Genomic DNA, 21,510 nt, shown 5'->3' with positions numbered 1-21,510 from the left:
TCAATATAATTATGTCAAAAAAAACAAATACTGATAAAAATATCAATCCGATTGCCAAATGGTTTTGGCGCGTGTTTGCCGGTGGCATTGTGCTCGTTGTATTGCTGTTTCTGTTCGCCTCGTGGGGATTTTTTGGAGAAATGCCTGATTTCAAACGACTTGAAAACCCTGAAACCAATTTGGCTACCGAAATTGTCAGTGCCGACGGAAAAACACTGGGCAAGTTTTATTTAGATGACAACCGTACTCCGGTTAAATTCAAAGACTTACCCAAACATTTGGTCGATGCACTCGTCGCCACCGAAGATGAGCGTTTTTATGAACACTCAGGCATTGACGTTCGCGGTACACTCCGCGCCATTGCTTATCTGGGAAGCAAAGGCGGCGCCTCAACAATCACGCAACAGCTTGCCAAACAGCTATTTCACGGAACAAAAGCACGCGGATTGGAACGCTATACCCAAAAAATTAAGGAGTGGGTCATCTCTACCCGATTGGAAACCCAATACACCAAAGAAGAAATCTTAACGATGTACTTCAACATCTATGATTTTGGTTACCAAGCTGATGGCATACGTTCGGCAGCCCGTATTTACTTCGATAAAGAACCACAGGATTTGTCAGTTGAAGAAAGCGCCGTACTGGTGGGAATGTTCAAAAATTCATCACTTTACAACCCCGTTCGCAATCCTCAGGGCGTTACCAACCGCCGAAACGTGGTGCTGGCACAAATGGCAAAAAACAACTATATCTCACAAAAAGTAAAAGATTCATTACAGCAAATTCCGCTGAAAATCAACTTCACACCCGAAAGCCATAACGAAGGCATCGCCACTTATTTCAGAGAATATTTACGCTCTTATATGAAGGAATGGATTGAAAAAAATCCGAAACCCGACGGCAGCAAACACAATCTTTATTTAGACGGAATGAAAGTGTACACGACCATTGATTCAAAAATGCAAACCTATGCCGAAATCGCTGTACGTGAGCATATGCAACGCCTTCAAAAAGCCTTTGATGCCGAAAATAATCCCAAAAAGAATAAAACTTTTCCGTTTTTGGAAGTTTCAAAAGATGAGTATGCCTCACTCATTGAGCGGGCTATGAAAAATTCGCAGCGCTGGCGGAAAATGAAAGCATCGGGGCATTCCGAAAAAGAAATCAGGGAATCATTCACAAAAGAAACTGAAATGCGCATCTTTTCGTGGGCAGGTGAAAAAGACACCGTTATGACTCCGCGCGATTCCATCTTGTATTACAAAGCCTTTTTACGCACCGGAATGATGTCAATGGAACCACAAACCGGACACATAAAAGCCTGGGTAGGAGGCATTAATTACAAACACTTTCAGTATGACCAAGTAATTCAAGGTGCGCGCCAAACAGGTTCGACCTTCAAGCCTTTCGTCTACGCAACCGCCATCGACCAATTGCATTATTCGCCCTGCTATGAACTTCCTGATATTCAAACCTGCATTGAAGCCGAAAAATACGGAAACGCAACAGCTTGGTGCCCCAAAAACTCAAACGGAAGTTTCTCCGGAAAATCAATGTCACTAAAATATGCCTTGGCAAACTCGGTGAACTCCATCACGGTGAATTTAATGGATAAAGTAGGTCCGGTTCCCGTTATCAATATGGTTCGCAATTTAGGCATTACTTCCCAAATTCCCGAAGTGCCGTCTATCGCACTGGGAACTTCTGACGTAACGGTTTACGAAATGGTTGGCGCTTACAGCACTTTTGCCAACGAAGGCGTGTACGTCAAACCCACTTTGGTAACGCGCATTGAGGACAAAAACGGAACCGTTTTGTTTGAAAACACACCCGAAACGCACGATGTGGTCAGTGCCGACGTGGCTCGCGCCGTGGTGAACCTGATGGAAGGCGTAACCCAATACGGCTCGGGTGCAAGGCTCAGAACCAAAGGCGCTGATTCATATAACAGCCTGTATAAAAATGTAATGACAGGATATCCGTATGCCTTCACCAACCCCATTGCAGGCAAAACAGGAACCACGCAAAACAACAGCGACGGTTGGTTTATGGCAATGGTACCGAACTTGGTAACAGGCGTTTGGGTAGGCGGTGAAGACCGTTCGGTGCATTTCAGAGGAACTGCCTACGGGCAAGGAGCTACAATGGCACTTCCCATTTGGGGATATTATATGAAGAAATGTTACGAAGATAAAGACCTAAACGTTTCAAAATCACCTTTCCCCGCTCCTGAAAATATGGAAATCATCACGGATTGCTCAAAAGAACAGGCAAGCAACTCGGGAGACGATTTCGGTCAGATTGATTTTTAGGTACGAAACAAACATAAACAAAGGGCATTGAATTAATTTCCAAAATTCAATGCCCTTTCTTTTTACAGGAAATAGTTATATAACCTATCTGTTTTTACCTAAAATTCTGCTTCAAATAAGGGAATTAATACAACAATCTGTCTTAAATTGGCTATATTTCTCTCAAAAAATTGATATAAAATAATAAAATACCCTTCCGAACACTATTAAATACCTTAATGAACACTATTTAATACCTTAATGAACCCTATTATAGTCAGTTCGTTTTGATGTGAGGAGGGAAGAATTAACAATCTTTTTGGGTTAGCTATAAAAATTCAAAACGCACCATTCCGTCCGAATCAATTTTGGTGAGTTTTACTTTGTGAAGCGTATTGACCAACGCCGGATTCCAAGGGGTTTTTACCTTGATATAATTTTCAGTAAATCCGTGAATGTATCCCTGTTTGTTTTCGCTCTCAAAAAGAACGGTACGTTCAGTCCCTAACTGACTCTGATAGAAAGCATTTCGTTTTTTGGCAGAAAGCCCTCTGAGCATTTTACTGCGTTTGGCACGAACGGCATCGGGCACGACGCCCTCCATCAACACGGCTTCGGTATTGTCGCGTTCCGAATAGGTAAACACGTGTAAATAAGATACATCAAGCTCGCTTAAAAAATGATACGTTTCCAAAAAATGAGCATCTGTTTCACCGGGGAACCCAACAATTACATCGGCACCGATACAGGCGTGCGGCATTGTTTCCTTAATTTTTTGCACCCGACTTTGATACAATTCACGCAAGTAACGACGTTTCATTTTCTTTAATATATCGTTGCTTCCGCTTTGCAAAGGAACGTGAAAATGAGGCACAAACGCTTTACTTTTTGCCACAAAATCAATGGTTTCATCTTTGAGCAGATTGGGTTCTATTGACGAAATTCGCAAGCGCTCGATGCCTTGCACCGTATCCAACGCCTGCACCAATTCCAAAAAAGTATGGTCGTGTTTTTTATTTCCGAACTCACCTTTGCCATAATCACCTATGTTTACGCCCGTTAGCACAATTTCTTTGATGCCTTGTTCTGAAATTTTTTGGGCATTTTTCAACACATTGGCTATGGTGTCACTGCGTGAAATTCCTCGTGCCATCGGGATGGTGCAGTAAGTGCATTTATAATCGCAACCGTCTTGTACCTTTAAAAAAGCACGGGTTCTGTCACCGATGGAATAACTCCCGACGTAAAAATCAGTTTCCGAAATTTCACACGAATGCACTTGCCCTTCGTTGTTTTTCGTTAAATCATCAATGTATTGGGTGATGTCAAACTTCTCTTTTGCCCCCAAAACCAAATCAACCCCATCAACGGCAGCCAATTCTTCGGGTTTAAGTTGTGCATAACAACCCACAGCCGCCACAAATGCTTTTTCATTTGTTTTCAATGCTTTACGCACAATTTGCTTAAATTGCTTATCGGCATTTTCAGTTACGGAACAGGTGTTGATTACGTATATATCGGCAACTTCCTCAAAATCAACACGCAAAAAGCCTTCATTTTCAAAACTTCGGGCAATGGTTGAAGTTTCAGAAAAATTCAGCTTGCAGCCCAATGTGTAAAAAGCCACCTTTTTTTTATCTTCTGACAAAATCATTTCGTTTTATCTTATTTTTTCAAGGCGACAAAGATACGTTTTTTTCAATTCATCAAAACATTAATTTTCAATATATTTATATGTATCACTGACATAAAACAAGTTAGCTTGTAGTCTTACCTATCAAAATTAGTACATCGGCATTCCAATTTACTATCGAGCCTTATGTTAAAAAAACATCTAATTTATAATTGTTCTAAAACAGAAGTCCGTCAAAGTCAAAAAAAATAAATACCTTTGCCCCCCGAAAAATCAGTTTGAAAGATGAGAACCAAATCGATAAAGAAAAACGTTATCAACGTAGTTACGCTGGGTTGTTCCAAAAACGTGTATGACAGTGAGGTTTTGATGGGGCAACTCAAAGCAGGCGGTAAAGAAGTTGTTCACGAAAAAGAAGGTAACATTGTGGTTATCAACACTTGCGGTTTTATCAACAATGCCAAAGAAGAAAGCATCAACACCATTTTGGATTATGTGCAACGCAAAGAAGAAGGGCTTGTGGATAAAGTATACGTAATGGGCTGTTTGAGTGAGCGTTACAAACCCGATTTGGAAAAAGAAATCCCCGATGTGGACCAATATTTCGGAACTACGGAACTACCCACTTTGCTAAAAGTTTTGGGAGCCGATTACAAACACGAGCTTATCGGTGAGCGACTTACCACAACGCCAAAGAATTACGCCTATCTGAAAATTGCCGAAGGTTGCGACCGCCCGTGCAGCTTTTGTGCCATTCCGCTAATGCGTGGAAGCCACCGAAGTACGCCCATTGAAGATTTGGTTACCGAAGCCGAAAAACTCGCTGCCAAAGGAGTTAAAGAGCTGATTCTCATCGCACAAGACTTAACCTATTATGGATTAGACCTTTATAAAGAACGAAAACTTGCCGATTTGTTGCGGGCTTTGGTAAAAGTGGATGGCATTGAGTGGATTCGCCTGCATTACGCCTTCCCGACGGGCTTCCCGATGGACGTTATCGAAGTGATGAAGCAAGAGCCGAAAATCTGTAATTATTTGGATATTCCGTTGCAACACATTTCCGATTCCATTTTGAAAAGTATGCGACGCGGTACGACCAAAGAAAAAACAACAAAATTACTAAACGAATTCAAGCAAAAACTTCCCGAAATGGCTATCCGCACCACATTAATTGTAGGATATCCGGGGGAAACCGAAGAAGATTTCAATACGCTCAAAGAATTTGTAAAAGAAATGCGTTTCGACCGATTGGGGTGCTTCACGTATAGTCACGAAGAAAACACGCACGCCTACAACTTGGTTGATGATGTTCCCGAACAGGTTAAAATACAGCGAGCCAACGAGATAATGGAAATTCAATCGCAAATTTCGTGGGAACTCAATCAGCAGAAAATCGGGAAAACCTTCCGTTGCCTTATCGACCGAAAAGAAGGAAATTATTTCATCGGGCGTACCGAATATGATTCCCCCGACGTGGATAACGAAGTGCTAATCGACGCCAAAAAACACTACGTTAAAACAGGCGAATTTATTAACGTAAAAGTCATTGAAGCAGCCGATTACGACCTTTATGCCGAACCGATATAAAAAATTAAACCAAAACATACCCGATTTTTCAATTTAAAGTATTACTTTTGTGAAATTCAGTTTGCAAAACTCATAAGAATATGGAATTACAAGGACGTATAAAACACATTTCTGCCATCCAAACCTTTGGGGCGAATGGCTTTCAAAAGCGAGAGGTTGTCATCACCACTGAGGAACAATACCCACAGTTCATTATCTTTGAATTTACCCAAGATAAATGTGCCTTGCTTGATACTTTCCGCATTGGGCAATTGGTAAAAATAAGCTTTAATGTACGTGGAAGAGAGTGGATTAACCCACAGGGAGAGGCTAAGTACTTCAACTCGTTACAAGGATGGCGCATTGAGGACTTGGAAGCCCAGTACCAGCAACAACCGCAAGGCTTCCAACAGTACCCGCCACAGCAAATGATGCCTCCGCAGCAGTTTCAACAGGGCTACCCGCCACAGCAGCCCTATCAGCAACCTTATCCGCCACAGCAAGCCTACCAACAGGCACCACCTCCGGCGGGCGGTTTCCAAACTACGCAACAAACAAATAACGAAGATTTTGACGATTTACCATTCTAAGGTTGATTTATTTAGAAGATAAAACCCCTTTTCCTTCTCCTGAGCTTGCCTCGGCAGAAGGAATTGTGGCATATAACTTTACGTTGACCACTGAAAGGTTGCTCGAAGCCTATCACAAGGGCATTTTCCCGTGGTATAACGAAGATGACCCCATCTTGTGGTGGTCACCCGACCCGCGCTTTGTACTGTTCCCTCAGAAGCTACACATATCTAAACATATGCGAAGGATGTTCCGTAAGAAACCCTACCAAGTTACGTACAACCAATGCTTTGAGGAAGTGATTACAAACTGCGCCCGCATCACTCGGAAAGACCAAGACGGCACGTGGATACACCCCGAAATGATGCAAAAGTATGCCGAACTACATCAAATGGGGTACGCCCAATCGGTTGAAGTTTGGAAAGAAGGTACACTCGTAGGTGGTTTGTACGGTATAAAGGTAGGCAACCTATTTTGCGGAGAGAGTATGTTTAGCAAAGAAAATAACGCTTCACAATACGGATTCATCTCTTTTGTGCAAGAAAACCCGCAACTTGAGCTTATCGACTGCCAAGTGCATAGCGATTATCTCGAAAAACTGGGTGCTGAACACATCCCGAGGCGTGATTTCTTGGCTATCGTAAATAACAACACAAGCCCCTACCCTATCAATCCATAAAATAACGATTCAAAAATGGGCTAACAACCCAACAAAGGTAGGTTCATAAAAATTAGAATCAAATTTCAGGAAGTCAAAGTATCGTTCCGAAAGGACACAAGAGCAATTTCAGCCTATACAAAGTTAGCTTCCTAAATAATACAAGCGTAATTCAAAGGCACTGAAAAAGCAAATGCCAACTTATGAACAGAACTTTAACCCTTAAAAAGGCATCAAAACAAACATCCGACGATCGTTTCAAAACGCTAAAAGCAGGGTAATTACACAACCAACACCGGCTACAAAGCTCTTAAGCATCGAAAACAATAAATACAAAGGTTATTTACAATGCGTTTTTGTTATCTTTGCGCCACTTTTTATAAACATAACAAACATTTAAACACAATAAAATGCTTGACAGACTAAATATCGTAAAACAAAAGTTTGATGAAGTATCCGACCTTATCATTCAACCGGACATCATTGCCGACCAAAAGCGGTACATTCAGCTAAATAAAGAGTACAAAGAACTAAAAGAACTCATTGACAAGCGGGAAGAGTACATCATCATCACCGGAAACATCAGTGAAGCCGAAGAAATCATAGCCAGCGAGTCTGACCCCGAAATGGTAGAAATGGCAAAAATGCAACTCGAAGAAGCCAAAGAAAAGCTACCAAAGCTCGAAGAAGACATCCGATTTATGCTCATACCCAAAGACCCCGAAGATGCCAAGAACGCCGTGATGGAAATCCGTGCCGGCACAGGGGGCGACGAGGCGTCAATCTTTGCCGGCGACCTTTACCGAATGTACACCAAGTACTGCCAATCAAAAGGTTGGAACACTTCAGTGATGGATTTTAACGAAGGAACTTCGGGTGGGTACAAAGAAATCATCTTTGAGGTTACCGGAGATAACGTCTATGGCACGTTGAAGTTCGAAGCAGGCGTTCACAGGGTGCAGCGGGTACCGCAGACCGAGACCCAAGGGCGGGTGCACACCTCGGCGGCGACCGTGATGGTACTCCCCGAAGCCGAAGAATTTGACGTGGAACTGGATATGGCAGACGTTAAAATCATCAGAACGACCTCCACAGGTCCCGGAGGGCAGTCCGTGAACACCACATATTCAGCTATACAGTTGCAGCACATACCTACGGGCATCGAGGTTCGCTGTCAGGACGAAAAGTCACAACACAAAAACCTTGATAAAGCTCTGAAAGTGCTTCGTTCACGACTCTACGAAATGGAATTAGCCAAAAAAATGGAAGCCGACTCCGCGCTTCGTAAGAGTATGGTTTCAAGCGGTGACCGCAGTGCCAAGATTCGCACCTATAATTATCCGCAAGGGCGCGTTACCGACCATCGTATCGGGCTTACATTATACGATTTGCAGAATGTTATCAATGGCGACGTACAGCGCTTGATTGACGAACTGCAACTCGCCGAAAACACCGAGAAGCTCAAAGAAAGTGATGTTTTCTAATATCTCATATTCCACTTAAAAGAACCCGCTTGCAATAACCTTGCAAGCGGGCTTTTTATATCTAAAAATACATTCATAATAGTTAGTCACCTAAGCCAATATAGACAAAGTCACATTCCTAAATATTCAGAAAGCACTTTTAAGTACCCAAAGTTATATTCCTAAGTTATATCTTTCAAACTTTACTAACAAAAAGTATCCTTCCTAAGAATAAGGAAACTACATTAAGGCAGTTTAGTATTCCTTCCTAAAAGATAGGAATAATATTTTAACAACTCACAGGTATATTTAGAAGTTATATCGAACTACATTTAAGCACTTAAAGCCTAATTAGGTTACTTTTAAAAGCATATTCCCCATCACAAAACACCTCAAATGTTAATCTTTCGTTAAACTTATTGCTATTATAAAACTATTTTTGTACGTTTGTCATCTAAAAATAACCCAAAAAAAGTGTTCTTATGAAAAATATCTTAAACATCAAGTCTATCACATTAGACTCTCTAAACAATTTGGAGTATGCTCAGTTTGTTGAAACCTTACTTGGTTTGATTAAGGAAACTACCCCTGAGGCTATCAATGTAGAGGAAAGTGTTATCACTTCAATGAAAGGCTTCCTCAATGACCTTACCGAAGCTACGAAACAGACACGTTTTAGTACCGAAACCCCCAAGATTGCCGATTATGACAAAGAACGAAGCAAGTACATTGTGTACCTAATGTCCGTTCTTCGTGTTGAACGCAACAACATCGACCCGAAACGTAAGGAAGCTGCCGATATCTTATACATAAACCTAAAAAACTATATTGGGATTCAAAGCATCCCTACCCGCCAGAAAACAAATGCCATTACCGGCTTGCTTATCGACATCCGTAAGCCTAATCTGGCGCCTTACGCAAGCATCATCGGCTTTGAAAAGACTATCGAGGCACTTGAAGAAGCCAATAAAAACTACCAAAAGCACGTTTCTGGAAGACGGGAAGACAAGCTTACCAATGCCTTAATTAACACCAATAAAGTACGGCGTGAAGCCAATGCACTCTATAAGTACATCAGTAAGTGTGCATACGCCACTTACCTGCTACAACAGTCTGCCGAGAGTAAAAAATTCATCGATTTACTCAACGGATTGATTGCCGAGACGATTTCTGCAAATAAACAACGCTTAGCTCAGGCTAATAGCAACAAATCCATAAGCAGTTCAGCAGATATTGAGGGTAGTAACGAAATGACCGAGAGCAATTAAGTAAGCACTAAACCAGTAGATTGTATTATTATGACCATTTCAAAACTAATTGAAGTCATTCGCCGAAAGAAATCGTTTTTATGTGTGGGACTTGATGTGGATTTGCAAAAAATTCCGAAGCACCTTTTAGATGCCGATTGCCCTATCTTTGCCTTTAACAAAGCCATTATCGATGCCACCGCACCCTACTGCGTGGCTTACAAACCCAATACAGCATTCTATGAAGCCTACGGAATAAAAGGCTGGACAGCACTTGACCGTACCGTAAGGTATATTAAGGAAACTTATCCGGATATGTTCACCATAGCCGATGCTAAGCGGGGTGATATCGGAAATACGTCTTCAATGTATGCAAAAGCCTTTTTTGAAGATATGAATTTTGACAGCGTTACGGTTGCGCCCTATATGGGGAAAGACTCGGTGGAACCTTTTCTGTCGTTTGCTGATAAAGTAACCATACTGCTGGCACTTACCTCTAATGAAGGGGCTTTTGATTTCCAAACGAAGCTAATTCAGGAAGGTCAAAGGGAGCTTTACAAAGAGGTATTGACCACTTCACAGGGGTGGAAGAATGCTCAAAACCTGATGTATGTGGTAGGTGCTACCAAGGCAAGCTATCTGCAAGCAGTTCGGAAAATAATTCCGAAGCATTTTTTGCTTGTTCCGGGTGTTGGCGCACAGGGCGGTAGCCTTGATGAGGTATGCAAATACGGCATCAATGAGGATATCGGACTACTGATAAACTCCTCTCGTGGCATACTTTTTGCATCTTCGGGTAGTGATTTTGCTGAAAAAGCGGCAGCGGAGGCTTATAAATTGCAGTCACAGATGGAAAAGTGGGTCAGATAAAGGTAACTTCGGCTTCTTAAAGGAAGGTTATTTGTTTCACAAACTTTTCTTAAAAGGGCTGAAAGCCGGTTATTTTTCGTACCTTTGCGCACTTTTTCCACACGAAGGAAAATAGCGATTTCCCTACTTGGGAATTCCGACACGCAAAAGCAGGATAATAAAGATTACTTAAATATAAAACAAATGAGAAAAAATGCAATCTGGGCACTCTGTGCCTTACTTCTGGCTGTCGTAGCCTGTTCAACCAAAGAGAAAGATGCACCTATTGTTATTGAAAAGATATCAATTATTGAACTTTCAGAGAAATCACCCGTTACAATGCTTGAAGGCGAAAGCAAAGAAGTTACGGTTAGCGGGCAATATGTTGAGAAGATTGAAGTTACAACATCCGATTCGAATATTGTTACGGTAAGTACCAAAGATAAAGTTTTCACTATCAATGCCAAAGCAGCCGGTACGGCAACCGTTACAGTTACTTCCGGAAAGGCTACAAAGGCTTTGAGTGTGTCGGTAAACCCTAAAAACCAAGAGGAAGAGCTACCCGTCATTGAACTTTCAGAGAAATCGCCCGTTACAATGCTTGAAGGCGAAAACAAACAAGTTACTGTCAGTGGTGAAAAAGTTACCAAGTTTGAAGTTACATCATCAGATACGAACATCGTTACGGTAAGTACCCAAGACAACGTTTTCACTATCAATGCCAAAGCAGCCGGTACGGCAACCGTTACAGTTACTTCCGGAAAGGCTACAAAGGCTTTGGGCGTGGCGGTAAGCCCTAAAAACGTATTGGTAAACCGTATTGAGTTTGGTTCACAAGTGAAATATCCTATCGGGAAAGGTGCCAAGTTGGAGTACACAATCCACCCTGAGAATGCCACAAACAAGCAACTAACGTGGACATCTGATAATCCAAGTGTTGTAAGGGTAGATAATGACGGAAATATCCACGTTTCAAACGTTGCGAACGGTAAGGCTACCATCACGGCAAAGGCTACCGACGGCAGTGAGGTATCGGCACAAGTAACCATTTGGGCAGTAAACCCCGTGCAGTCTATACAAATCATATTCGGAGATAGTTTCAAAACGGAAGTAGGTCATAAAGGAAAGCTCAATGCAGATGTTACAGGGGCTAACCCGCAGTTCGGAGCTAGTGATAACACACTTTCGTGGCGTTCAAGCAACCCTTCGGTTGTTAAAATTGATAAATCAGGTAACTATGAAGTACTGCAAGAAGGTGAAGCAACCATCACTGCCACTGCTAATGATGGCTTCGGAGCGGAAAGCAGCATCAACATCAAGGCTATTAAGCTGGTTACCAAACTAAAAATTAACAATCTCGATAACAACGGAGAACTTTCCATAAAGAAAAATACGTCACTTCAATTGGAGGTAACTACTTTCAACGGAGATAAACTGGTTGAAACAATACGTAATGGTAAGTCACAAAGCCCGTATGTAACTATCAGATTTAGTTTAAGGGATGAAAAACCAAGTAATTTGGCAGAAGTACGTGACGGAGTATTAAAAGCAACCCGTACAGGCACGTTTACCCTACGCGCAAGCTACTCCAACAGCTTGGAGAATGAAAATCCAACTGAATGTAGCATCAAAGTAACCGTAACGGACTAAGCTACAAAGACACAAAGCTACTTCTTAAAACATAAAATATCCCTTATCAGGCTGTAAAAGGTTGATAAGGGATATTTAATTTAGGTATTTTATCCGGTTTAGGCATAGAAGCGAAGTCTCCGGCTGTTTCTTCACACTCCCGAAACGGTTTTTTAAAACCTTGGGAAACTAACCTCCGGTATAGGTAACGAAGTTTCGGGGCGTTTCATAGACCACTACCTCGAGTTGCAGGTGGTTTGGCAAGTGTCGGCGCAGTCTGTTCCATATCACCACGGCTATGTTCTCGGCTGTTGGGTTAAGTGTTTTGAACTCGGCAACCTCCAAGTTTAGGTTTTTATGGTCGAATGGCTTTTCGATATGCTCGGCAATGAGGTCTTTCAAGCGTTTCATATCCATCACGAAGCCTGTCTCGGGGTCAATGGTTCCTTCCACCGATATGATGAGTTCATAGTTATGCCCGTGATAATGCGGATTGGCACACAACCCAAATATGTTTTGGTTTTCCCGCTCGCTCCATTGAGGATTGTACAGCCTATGGGCGGCGTTGAAATGGGCTACTCGGCTGACCTTTGCCCTGTTCGCTTTGTTCTCGGGGGTTACTTCTTCCATCGGAAAGGTTGGTTCTTAAAATTTGGTTTCTAATTTGATATAGTCCAAAAACTCCTTCCGAAGGGCTAATTCTTTAAATCGACCGCCAAACTCGGCAGTAACGGTACTGCTTTCGATATCTTTGATACCGCGAGAGTTCACGCAGAGGTGTTTAGCGTCAATTACGCACGCCACATCCTCGGTTCCGAGGGCTTGCTGCATCTCTTGCACGATTTGCAAGGTTAGTCGCTCTTGCACCTGCGGTCGTTTGGCATAGTACTCAACGATGCGGTTCATCTTCGAGAGCCCGATTACCTTACCGTTAGAGATGTACCCGACGTGCGCTCTCCCGATTATGGGCAACAAATGGTGCTCACAGGTGGAATACACCACGATATTCTTCTCCACTAACATCTCTCCGTAACGGTAACTATTGTCAAAAGTGGAAGCCGAAGGTCGGCGGTTGGGGTGCAAACCTGCAAATATTTCCTCAACGAACATCTTCGCCACGCGTTTAGGCGTTCCTTTGAGGCTGTCGTCGGTTAGGTCTAAGCCCAACGTGAGCATAATCTGGCGCACGTGGCTCTCTATCTCAACTATTTTTTGTGCGTCCGGCTTGTCAAAAGCATCGGGGCGCAAGGGTGTTTTGGCAGATGTTGTGGCGTGATTGTCACCAAAGATGTCATCATCGTCTAATATTCGTTTGTCAATCATCTTCTTAAAGTCTTACTATTATTGTTTTATATTAAAAGTGGGCAAAGATAAGGCTTTAATTTGAAACCTTGCATAAGGAAAAGTACTTTTTATTGATAGTTACATACGAAAAACTTATGCAAAAGGTAAGCGCCTACAATTACAGGGGCTTATTCCGTTAATTAATAGGCACTTAATTTCATTACGATTTGTTATTTCATCGGAAGGAAGCCAAGCAAGCGATTGTTTTTCATCAACTGACACGCTCTAAAAGGCATCGGACTACGCTCCCAAAGGGGATTTCTTCCCGAAAAGGCTATTAAGCCGATTTACAATTAGCGATACCGCACCATCACCGGTTACGTTACACGCCGTTCCAAAGCTGTCCATCGCAATGTAAAGGGCTATCATTAAAGCTTGTTGTTGCGTATCAAACCCCAACATTGATTGCAAAAGCCCCAAAGCAGCCATAATCGCTCCACCCGGAACGCCCGGTGCCGCTACCATCATAATGCCCATCATCATAATAAGTCCCGAAAAAGACGCAAAATCAACGGTTTGCCCATTCATCAGCATTAAAGCCATTGCACAGGCAGTAATTTTCATCGTGCTTCCCGATAGGTGAATCGTTGCACAAAGCGGCACAACAAAACCTGCAATTCGTTCAGGCACCCCCAATTTGATAACTTGTTGCAACGTAACGGGAATTGTAGCCGCCGATGATTGTGTTCCGAGAGCCGTAGCATAGGCAGGCAACATCGTCATAAGTGATTTTATCGGATTTTTGCCCGAAATCAATCCCGCCAAAATAAATTGCAGAATAAGCAAGGCAAAGTGCATCACAAAAATAACACCGATAATCTTAAAGAAAACATCAATTACCGAAGCTACTTTTCCGCCATAGGCAATCTCAGAGAAAATACTCATAATGTAAAAAGGAAGCAACGGAATAATCACTTTTTCAATTACTTGCGTAATGATATCTCTGAAATCTTTCAGAACTTCGCCCAAAGTGGAATTACTTTTCAACGAAAGACCGATACCTACCATAAAAGCCAACACCAAAGCACTCATTACATCAAGAATCGGCGGAATATTGATGGTAAAAAATGCCTCCAATGCCCGCTCACTCACTTCTGTGGAAGCCACGCTATGGTCGCCAAGCAAGGCAGGAAAAATGGCACTGCCCACAAAATAGGTTGAAAACCCTGAAAAAAGCGTAAATGAATACGCAATCACAACCGTTGCAAAAAGCAATTTTCCTGCGTTTTTACCCAATTCGGCAATGGCAGGCATCACAAGCCCCATAATGATGAGCGGAATTGAAAAACCGAGAAAACTTCCAAATAACTTATTGAAAGTCATAAAAATACGGTTCAGCCACAGCGGAGCGTAAAGCCCTACGGCAATCCCGATTAAAATGGCTATAAAAACCCTGAATAAAAGATTGTTAAGTAATTTCATATTGTTTGTTTTTATGGTTAAAATATATTCATTTTTAGGTGTTTACCATCGGATAATGGCACTTGCCCACGTAAATCCGCTACCAAAAGCAGCCAAAACAACCAAATCACCTTCTTTGATTTTTCCTTCGTAATAGGCTTCCGTTAAGGCAATGGGGATTGATGCCGCCGTGGTATTTCCGTATTTCATAATATTATTAAAAACCTGATTATCCGAAAGTCCGAATTTCTGTTGAATAAATTGCGAAATACGTAAATTTGCCTGATGCGGAATTAACATATCAATATCTTTTGGTGTTAATCCGTTGTTTTTTAATCCCTCTTGAATAACTTCGGAAAAGCGAACGACCGCATTTTTAAAAACGTGTTGCCCATTCATATAGGGGAAATAACTCACATCGTCGGGGTCGTTTTCGGCAACAATGTCTGTAACCCAGCGTTTTGCAATTCCCGGAGCGATAAGAGCGAGTTCTTCGGCGTGAAAACCTTCGCTGTGCAAATGGGTGGATAAAATTCCTTTTTCGGGATTGGTTTCCCGCGACACGATGGCCGCCCCCGCTCCGTCGCCAAAAATCACCGAAACATTACGCCCGCGTGTGGAAAAATCCAAACCGGGGGATTGGGTTTCCGAGCCGATAATCAAAATATTTTTGTACATTCCGGTTTTTATGTATTGGTCGGCAATGGAAAGAGCGTAAACAAATCCGGAACATTGGTTGCGAATGTCCAAAGCCCCAACGGTTTTCAAACCTAACTCTTTCTGTACCAGCACACCACAACCGGGAAAATAATAATCGGGGCTTAGCGTAGCGAAAATGATAAAATCAATATCGTCTTTGTCAATTCCCGCATTTTGAATGGCTTTCAAACTTGCCTTAACGCCCATACTGGTGGTGGTATCTTCGCCTTTAATGACGTGTCTACGTTGCTGAATTCCAGTACGTTCCTGAATCCATTCATCACTGGTGTCCATCAGTTTTGATAAATCGTCATTTGTAACTATATTATCAGGGACGTAAAATCCCAAGCCTTTAATTTTTGAATGATATGTCATAATCTGATTACAATTTTCTCCAAAGGTAAGGTTATTTTTTCTATTAGCAAAAAAAGAAAACGAAATCTTTTTATAAATCAAAAAAATAGTAAGATATTTGCACCTTAATTTTCGAGCTTATAGCAGCCAAACAATCACATAATTTTACGGATAGAAGAAAATGAAAAAAGCAATACAAAATATACTTTACGGACTGGGAGTTGCCTGTGTATCAGGATTTTTGATTAATGCAGTAGCAATCACCAATGAAGAAAACAACATTTTTGAAAGAGAAGATTTCTCGGACACAGCCGATGGAATTTATTCTAAAAATCAGGATATTGACCGCGTGAACGGATACAAAGTTCACGCAGTTGATTTACCAACCGAAATGGATTTTGCCGGTGAACGGGTTCCGCTGGAAATCCCTGATGTGTATGAGCGACTTGACAGGGAATTTTTGGTAAACACCTATTGGCAATCCAATGGTTTACTGCTAATTAAGCGGTCAAACAAATATTTTCCCATAATTGAACCGATTTTAAAACGCAACGGAATTCCGGACGATTTTAAATATTTAGCCTTGATTGAAAGTGGACTACTTGACGTGGTTTCGCCTTCGGGAGCCAGCGGTTTTTGGCAATTTATGAAGACAGCCGCCATTGAACACGGATTGGAAGTAAGTGCCACAGTTGATGAGCGTTATCACTTGGAAAAAGCTACCCAAGCGGCTTGTGATTACCTAAAAAAAGCCAAAGAAAGCACCGGAAGTTGGACGATGGCTGCCGCTGCCTACAACGCCGGAGTTGCCGGAATGACGCGTCAAACCACTGCACAGCAAACCAACAATTATTACGATTTATGGCTCAATTCCGAGACCTCACGCTATGTTTTCAGGATTTTGGCCGTGAAAGAAATTATGAAAAACCCCAAACAATACGGGTTTCACTTCGAGAAAAAACACCTGTACAACGAAGTGCCAACATACATCATAAAAGTGGACAGCAACATTGAAAACTTGGCTGATTTTGCCAAACAATACAACATCACGTACAAAGAACTCAAAATTCACAATTCGTGGTTGAGAGACCGAAAATTGGACAACAAATCCGGAAAAATATACTACATTAAAATTCCGAAGAAATAATTAAAAAAAAAACACCGGATTACACACAATACAATCAATAGTTCACAAACGGACGGCAACCTTAAAGCGTGTCAAGCACCTGATTGATATACGTTTTGATGCACTTTTCGGCTTTCCAGCCCAAGGCTTCGGTTTTTTCGGTAATCACATCGGAGGTCATTCGGTTTCCTTTTCGCTCGGGAAGCATCTCAATAGTGCCGCCAAACATTTGGGCAATTTCCAACACGGTGTACGTTTCTTTATTACCGATGCCATACTCATCGCCTTGCCCCTTTTCGCCCACGAGCAGCAATCCGTTTACGATATCGTCAATATGCGTAAAGTTACGTTGTTGCGTGCCGGGTGAAACTACGGTAAGCGCTTCGCCCCGACGCATTTTTTCGGCAAAAAGTGCAATGAGCGTGGCGTACTTTCCTTCCTTTATTTCACCTTGCCCGTATACGTTGTAAAAATAGACAATCGCGTAATTAAGCCCATACCAATCGCCGTAATTTTTAATAAGCTCGGTGTTTGATGATTTTGACCACGCATACGGACTTTGATTCCTGCCGATACCCCCATCGCCAAACTTGGTACTGCTTCCGGCATAAACCAACTTACAACGATGACGACGGCAAAATTCCAGCACCTTCGATGTCCCTATCTTATTAAAAAGCAAAACCTTATCGATATCATCAAAACTTTGTTCCACCCGCGAGTATTCGCCCAAATGAAAAATAAGGTCGGGGGCAAAATCAACCAATTCAAAAATATGCTCGGTGCTTCCTTCGATGTAATGCACGCCTTTTATGTGGTTTTCGCGGCTTCCGGTAAAATAATTATCCAACGAAAAAACCTGATTTTCGGGATTTTGAACCAATGCTTTACAAAGATTTGAACCCACAAAGCCCGCTCCGCCTGTTACCAATATTTTTTGCATCTGTTTTTGTTGTTTTCTGTTTGATTAATCGTGATTTTACTTGTTGTAACTTTCTGATTGCACGCCAATTTGAATGTACTCAAAACCCTTGTCGCGCAAATTGAAGGCGTTGTACTGATTTCGACCGTCAAAAATGACTTTCGCTTTGAGCAACTTAGCTATTTCATCAAAATCGGGCGAACGAAACTCTTTCCACTCGGTGAGTAACAACATCGCATCGGCTCCTTTTAGGGCTTCGTACTTACTTTCAAAATAGGTAACGTCCAGACCTTTAAGGTAAAACGTTTTTGCTTCGTGCGTGGCTTTGGGGTCATACGCCCGAATGCTTGCCCCGCGTTTAAGAAGTTCTTTTATAACATAAATGGAAGGCGCTTCACGCATATCGTCAGTTTCGGGTTTAAACGAAAGCCCCCAAACGGCAAAGGTTTTGCCCGAGAGGTCATCTCCGTACTTGTTTATAACCTTTTGGGCGATAACCCGCTTCTGCCGATGGTTTACGCTATCAACTGCCGTGATGAGTTGTGCGTCATAGCCCACTTCTTCCGAAAGTTTTTTCAACGCCAGCACATCTTTGGGGAAACACGAACCGCCATAACCGCAACCAGGATAAATAAAACTGTAACCGATACGCGTATCGGAACCTACCCCCAAACGCACTTTGTTCACGTCAGCCCCCACGCGCTCGCAAATATTGGCAATTTCGTTCATAAACGAAATTTTGGTGGCGAGCATCGCATTAGCGGCGTATTTGGTCATCTCCGCCGAGCGTATATCCATCGTAATGAAGCGTTCGTGTTGCATAAAAAACGATGTGTAAAGGCTTTTCATTTTATCCAAAGCGTATTGGCTGTCCGCACCGATAACCACGCGGTCGGGTTTCATAAAATCTTGAATGGCTTTGCCTTCCTTTAAAAATTCGGGATTGGAAACCACGTGAAATGCAAGCGGGCTGTTTCTTTTTAGAAGTATCCGGTTAATGACGGCTTTGACCTTGTCCACCGTACCCACGGGCACGGTCGATTTATTAACCACAATGAGATTGTTTTGCATCGCCTCACCGATGGATTGAGCAACCGAAAGCACGTACTGCAAATCTGCCGAACCATCATCACCCATCGGAGTACCTACGGCAATGAAAACCACTTCCACATCGGCAATGGCGGCGGCTAAATCCGTTGTAAAGAACAAATTTTTACTCGCCACGTTGCGCAAAACCATCGCTTCAAGTCCCGGTTCATAAATAGGGATTATCCCGCGTTTTAAATTTTCTATCTTTTCAGAATTAATATCCACACAAGTTACGTGATTGCCCACTTCGGCAAAGCAAGTGCCTGAAACCAACCCAACATAACCCGTTCCTATAACTGCTATTTTCATTTTTATTCACTATTACTAATGATGCAATACCGCCAAGCAGGCAGGCACACATCGGCAATTGTGCAAAGATACGTTTTTAATCGTAAAATAACCTCTGAAAATGCAATTTTCTTATGCTAAAAAAAATAATCAGCTAAAATGCGAAAAAATAAGATTATTTTCAATAATTTTGTAATCGTATTTAAATCCAAAAATAATATGCAACCAAAACTTCAAAAAACATTCGTTATTGCGGCAGCCGTACTGACCGCCGTTTTGCTCTATTTTTTGCTTCCGTATGAAGAAAAGGTCAATAAAGGATTGGCTATTTTAGCGTTTGTTGCCATACTTTGGCTTTCCGAAGCCATTCACATCACCATAACGGCTTTGCTCGTTCCGGTGCTTGCCATTCTCTTCGGGTTGGAACAGACCAAACCCGCCCTGCAAGCCTTCGCCAACCCCACCATATTCCTCTTCTTCGGCGGATTTGCCATCGCAACGGCATTGAGCGTCCAACGGTTAGACCAATACATCGCCAATCGGGTGATTACCTTGGCAAAAGGTAACTTTACCATCGCCATCTTCTTGTTATTTTCGGTAACCGCCCTGCTTTCAATGGGCATCAGCAACACGGCAACCACGGCAATGATGATTCCGCTTGCCATCGGCTTGTTAAAATCCATCGATTACAATACGCATAAGGGAACATACGCTTTTGTGATTCTGGGCATTGCGTATAGCGCCAACATCGGCGGAATGGGCACCCTTGTAGGTTCTCCGCCCAACGCCATCGTTGCTTCTCAATTGCATCTAAACTTTGCCGATTGGCTCAAATACGGCATTCCGGCAATGATAGGCTTAATGCCTTTGATGTTCCTGACGCTGTTTATCATCTTCAAACCCAAACTGAACATCAAAATTGATACGAAACAGAAAATCGAAAAACTAAACACCAAACAATACATCACCATAGCCATCTTCGTCACTACGGCACTCTGCTGGATTTTCGGGAGTTACATTAACGAAGCCTTTACGGGCATCTTACACATTGAAGCGATAAAAGAATTCGATTCGGTCGTGGCGATGATTGCCGCCGTGCTGATTTGCATCAGTGGGGTTGCCGACTGGAAACAAGTACAGGACAATACCGACTGGGGCGTGTTGATGCTCTTCGGCGGGGGACTCACCCTAAGCGCCATACTCAAAAACTCGGGCGCCGATAAGGCAATGGTCGATGCCATCGTGGTACTCATCGAGGGCAAACATTATTACCTAATCGGCATATTAGTCGCCACCTTTATTATTTTCCTCACCGAGTTCACCTCAAACACCGCCAGCGCCGCCTTGTTAGTCCCAATTTTCATATCGATAGCCGAGGCATTGAATATGAATCCGCTCGGGCTGTCATTAATCATCGGGCTCGGGGCTTCGTGTGCCTTTATGCTCCCCGTTGCCACCCCGCCAAATGCCATTGCCTACGGAACCGGAATGGTGAGCCAGCAAAGTATGGTGCGGACAGGCATACTGCTCAATGTTTTTAGCATATTGCTCATTGCAACCATCGCCTATTGGTTTTGGTTTTAGGAACAAAATGTTTTATTTAATAAACTATAAATGAAGAAAATACTCCTACTTTCCGACACACACGCTTATATGGACGAGCGCATCCTTGCTCACGCCGAAAAAGCTGATGAAGTGTGGCATTGCGGCGATTTCGGGTCGGTAGCAGTCATCGAAGAATTGCAAAAGATAAAACCCTTGCGGGGCGTGTACGGAAACATTGACGGGGCAGACATCCGCAGGCAATTTCCGGAAGTCAATCGCTTTGTATGTGAGCAAACCGAAGTGCTGATGTTGCACATCGGCGGTTATCCTAAGAAATATAGTCCGCTGGCAAAGAGTGAAATTCTGAAAAAAACACCCAAAATCTTTATTTCGGGTCATTCGCATATTTTAAAGGTGATGTACGACCCCGATTACAAGCTCCTGCACCTAAATCCGGGTGCGGTGGGCAAATACGGATGGCAAAAAGTGCGCACGATGTTGCAGTTTGAAATTGATGCTACCGAAATAAAGAACCTGCAAATCATCGAGTTTGAAAAATAATACTTCCTCTTGTATAAAAAACCTTTGGCAAAGTTTTGGAACTTTGCCAAAGGTAAAATGCAACGCAACATAAACAACAGGGAACACAACATAAAACAAAAAATGTCCGATTAGGACATTTTTTTTATACGCAAGAACGCTCAAAAAACCTTTGTCAAAGTTTGGAACTTTGACAAAGATAAAACACAACGCAACATAAACACTTGGAAACATAAAATAAACAACGGGGAACTCAACATCGACACCGCGCAACGCAAACTCAACACCGCGCAACGCAA

18 protein-coding genes are annotated in these 21,510 nt (G+C 42.5%); 11 read left to right on the top strand and 7 right to left on the bottom strand.

The features are described from left to right. Positions 1-11 precede the first annotated feature (11 nt). Positions 12-2,312: a penicillin-binding protein 1A gene (locus Q4D72_RS07275; protein WP_303077083.1), complete on the top strand. Its 2,301-nt coding sequence runs from the start codon at positions 12-14 to the stop codon at positions 2,310-2,312. A gap of 307 nt (positions 2,313-2,619) precedes the next feature. Here Q4D72_RS07275 and mtaB read toward each other — a convergent pair whose 3' ends face one another. Beyond that, positions 2,620-3,945, bottom strand: coding sequence for a tRNA (N(6)-L-threonylcarbamoyladenosine(37)-C(2))-methylthiotransferase MtaB (mtaB, locus tag Q4D72_RS07270; RefSeq protein WP_303077081.1), 1,326 nt, complete (start codon positions 3,943-3,945; stop codon positions 2,620-2,622). Positions 3,946-4,209: 264 nt separating this feature from the next. On the opposite strand from mtaB, the gene rimO reads away from it, so the two are divergent. The 7 genes from rimO to Q4D72_RS07235 all read left to right on the top strand — a co-directional run bounded on the left by rimO (position 4,210) and on the right by Q4D72_RS07235 (position 11,927). Beyond that, a complete protein-coding gene (rimO, locus tag Q4D72_RS07265; RefSeq protein WP_303077080.1) occupies positions 4,210-5,511 on the top strand; it encodes a 30S ribosomal protein S12 methylthiotransferase RimO in 1,302 nt (433 codons plus the stop codon). Positions 5,512-5,591: 80 nt separating this feature from the next. Continuing rightward, positions 5,592-6,080 carry a DUF3127 domain-containing protein gene (locus Q4D72_RS07260; protein WP_303077079.1) on the top strand — a complete coding sequence of 163 codons (489 nt, stop codon included), beginning with the start codon at positions 5,592-5,594 and terminating at the stop codon, positions 6,078-6,080. A 2-nt stretch (positions 6,081-6,082) separates the two neighbouring features. Continuing rightward, positions 6,083-6,739 carry a leucyl/phenylalanyl-tRNA--protein transferase gene (gene aat, locus Q4D72_RS07255; protein WP_303077078.1) on the top strand — a complete coding sequence of 219 codons (657 nt, stop codon included), beginning with the start codon at positions 6,083-6,085 and terminating at the stop codon, positions 6,737-6,739. 389 nt (positions 6,740-7,128) lie between these two features. Further along, positions 7,129-8,202, top strand: coding sequence for a peptide chain release factor 1 (gene prfA / locus Q4D72_RS07250; RefSeq protein ID WP_303077076.1), 1,074 nt, complete (start codon positions 7,129-7,131; stop codon positions 8,200-8,202). A 461-nt stretch (positions 8,203-8,663) separates the two neighbouring features. Further along, the gene (locus Q4D72_RS07245; RefSeq protein ID WP_303077075.1) at positions 8,664-9,449 is read left to right on the top strand and encodes a DUF6261 family protein; all 786 of its coding nucleotides are present in this window, start codon (positions 8,664-8,666) and stop codon (positions 9,447-9,449) included. A 30-nt stretch (positions 9,450-9,479) separates the two neighbouring features. Next, a complete protein-coding gene (gene pyrF / locus Q4D72_RS07240) occupies positions 9,480-10,298 on the top strand; it encodes an orotidine-5'-phosphate decarboxylase (RefSeq protein WP_303077073.1) in 819 nt (272 codons plus the stop codon). A gap of 183 nt (positions 10,299-10,481) precedes the next feature. Next, positions 10,482-11,927, top strand: coding sequence for an Ig-like domain-containing protein (locus Q4D72_RS07235; protein WP_303077071.1), 1,446 nt, complete (start codon positions 10,482-10,484; stop codon positions 11,925-11,927). A gap of 168 nt (positions 11,928-12,095) precedes the next feature. Here the strand turns inward: Q4D72_RS07235 and Q4D72_RS07230 are convergent, their stop codons facing one another. The 4 genes from Q4D72_RS07230 to Q4D72_RS07215 form a co-directional block, all read right to left on the bottom strand. Beyond that, complete coding sequence (locus Q4D72_RS07230; protein ID WP_303077069.1) at positions 12,096-12,536, bottom strand: 6-carboxytetrahydropterin synthase; 441 nt, start codon at positions 12,534-12,536, stop codon at positions 12,096-12,098. Between the two features lie 15 nt (positions 12,537-12,551). After that, a complete protein-coding gene (folE, locus tag Q4D72_RS07225; protein WP_303077068.1) occupies positions 12,552-13,229 on the bottom strand; it encodes a GTP cyclohydrolase I FolE in 678 nt (225 codons plus the stop codon). 261 nt (positions 13,230-13,490) lie between these two features. Further along, a complete protein-coding gene (locus Q4D72_RS07220) occupies positions 13,491-14,672 on the bottom strand; it encodes a dicarboxylate/amino acid:cation symporter (protein WP_303077067.1) in 1,182 nt (393 codons plus the stop codon). 42 nt (positions 14,673-14,714) lie between these two features. Continuing rightward, a complete protein-coding gene (locus Q4D72_RS07215) occupies positions 14,715-15,725 on the bottom strand; it encodes a 3-oxoacyl-ACP synthase III family protein (protein WP_303077066.1) in 1,011 nt (336 codons plus the stop codon). Between the two features lie 160 nt (positions 15,726-15,885). Here Q4D72_RS07215 and Q4D72_RS07210 point away from each other — a divergent pair, with 160 nt between their 5' ends. After that, entirely contained in the window at positions 15,886-16,851 is a 966-nt protein-coding gene (locus tag Q4D72_RS07210) for a lytic transglycosylase domain-containing protein (RefSeq protein ID WP_303077065.1), read from the top strand. 61 nt (positions 16,852-16,912) lie between these two features. On the opposite strand, the gene Q4D72_RS07205 is transcribed toward Q4D72_RS07210, so the two are convergent. Together Q4D72_RS07205 and Q4D72_RS07200 are read right to left on the bottom strand one after the other, a co-directional pair. After that, positions 16,913-17,770 carry an NAD-dependent epimerase/dehydratase family protein gene (locus tag Q4D72_RS07205; RefSeq protein ID WP_303077064.1) on the bottom strand — a complete coding sequence of 286 codons (858 nt, stop codon included), beginning with the start codon at positions 17,768-17,770 and terminating at the stop codon, positions 16,913-16,915. 36 nt (positions 17,771-17,806) lie between these two features. Continuing rightward, entirely contained in the window at positions 17,807-19,147 is a 1,341-nt protein-coding gene (locus tag Q4D72_RS07200) for a UDP-glucose/GDP-mannose dehydrogenase family protein (RefSeq protein WP_303077063.1), read from the bottom strand. Positions 19,148-19,345: 198 nt separating this feature from the next. On the opposite strand from Q4D72_RS07200, the gene Q4D72_RS07195 reads away from it, so the two are divergent. Both Q4D72_RS07195 and Q4D72_RS07190 read left to right on the top strand, forming a co-directional pair. Then, positions 19,346-20,710, top strand: a complete 1,365-nt coding sequence (locus Q4D72_RS07195) for a DASS family sodium-coupled anion symporter (protein WP_303077062.1) — start codon at positions 19,346-19,348, stop codon at positions 20,708-20,710. 30 nt (positions 20,711-20,740) lie between these two features. After that, entirely contained in the window at positions 20,741-21,232 is a 492-nt protein-coding gene (locus Q4D72_RS07190; protein ID WP_303077061.1) for a metallophosphoesterase, read from the top strand. The last annotated feature ends 278 nt before the right edge of the window (positions 21,233-21,510 follow it).

Origin of the sequence: Capnocytophaga sp. (assembly GCF_030532915.1) — a bacterium.
Taxonomy (GTDB): domain Bacteria; phylum Bacteroidota; class Bacteroidia; order Flavobacteriales; family Flavobacteriaceae; genus Capnocytophaga.
Note: the sequence above shows the minus strand (reverse complement) of the source record. Positions and strands in the feature narration are given on the sequence as shown.

Coding starts and splice junctions, on each gene's coding strand:
- Q4D72_RS07275 (WP_303077083.1), top strand. CDS start 12: ATGTCAAAAAAAACAAATACTGATAAAAATATCAATCCGATTGCCAAA.
- mtaB (WP_303077081.1), bottom strand. CDS start 3,945: ATGATTTTGTCAGAAGATAAAAAAAAGGTGGCTTTTTACACATTGGGC.
- rimO (WP_303077080.1), top strand. CDS start 4,210: ATGAGAACCAAATCGATAAAGAAAAACGTTATCAACGTAGTTACGCTG.
- Q4D72_RS07260 (WP_303077079.1), top strand. CDS start 5,592: ATGGAATTACAAGGACGTATAAAACACATTTCTGCCATCCAAACCTTT.
- prfA (WP_303077076.1), top strand. CDS start 7,129: ATGCTTGACAGACTAAATATCGTAAAACAAAAGTTTGATGAAGTATCC.
- Q4D72_RS07245 (WP_303077075.1), top strand. CDS start 8,664: ATGAAAAATATCTTAAACATCAAGTCTATCACATTAGACTCTCTAAAC.
- pyrF (WP_303077073.1), top strand. CDS start 9,480: ATGACCATTTCAAAACTAATTGAAGTCATTCGCCGAAAGAAATCGTTT.
- Q4D72_RS07235 (WP_303077071.1), top strand. CDS start 10,482: ATGAGAAAAAATGCAATCTGGGCACTCTGTGCCTTACTTCTGGCTGTC.
- Q4D72_RS07230 (WP_303077069.1), bottom strand. CDS start 12,536: ATGGAAGAAGTAACCCCCGAGAACAAAGCGAACAGGGCAAAGGTCAGC.
- folE (WP_303077068.1), bottom strand. CDS start 13,229: ATGATTGACAAACGAATATTAGACGATGATGACATCTTTGGTGACAAT.
- Q4D72_RS07220 (WP_303077067.1), bottom strand. CDS start 14,672: ATGAAATTACTTAACAATCTTTTATTCAGGGTTTTTATAGCCATTTTA.
- Q4D72_RS07215 (WP_303077066.1), bottom strand. CDS start 15,725: ATGACATATCATTCAAAAATTAAAGGCTTGGGATTTTACGTCCCTGAT.
- Q4D72_RS07210 (WP_303077065.1), top strand. CDS start 15,886: ATGAAAAAAGCAATACAAAATATACTTTACGGACTGGGAGTTGCCTGT.
- Q4D72_RS07205 (WP_303077064.1), bottom strand. CDS start 17,770: ATGCAAAAAATATTGGTAACAGGCGGAGCGGGCTTTGTGGGTTCAAAT.
- Q4D72_RS07200 (WP_303077063.1), bottom strand. CDS start 19,147: ATGAAAATAGCAGTTATAGGAACGGGTTATGTTGGGTTGGTTTCAGGC.
- Q4D72_RS07195 (WP_303077062.1), top strand. CDS start 19,346: ATGCAACCAAAACTTCAAAAAACATTCGTTATTGCGGCAGCCGTACTG.
- Q4D72_RS07190 (WP_303077061.1), top strand. CDS start 20,741: ATGAAGAAAATACTCCTACTTTCCGACACACACGCTTATATGGACGAG.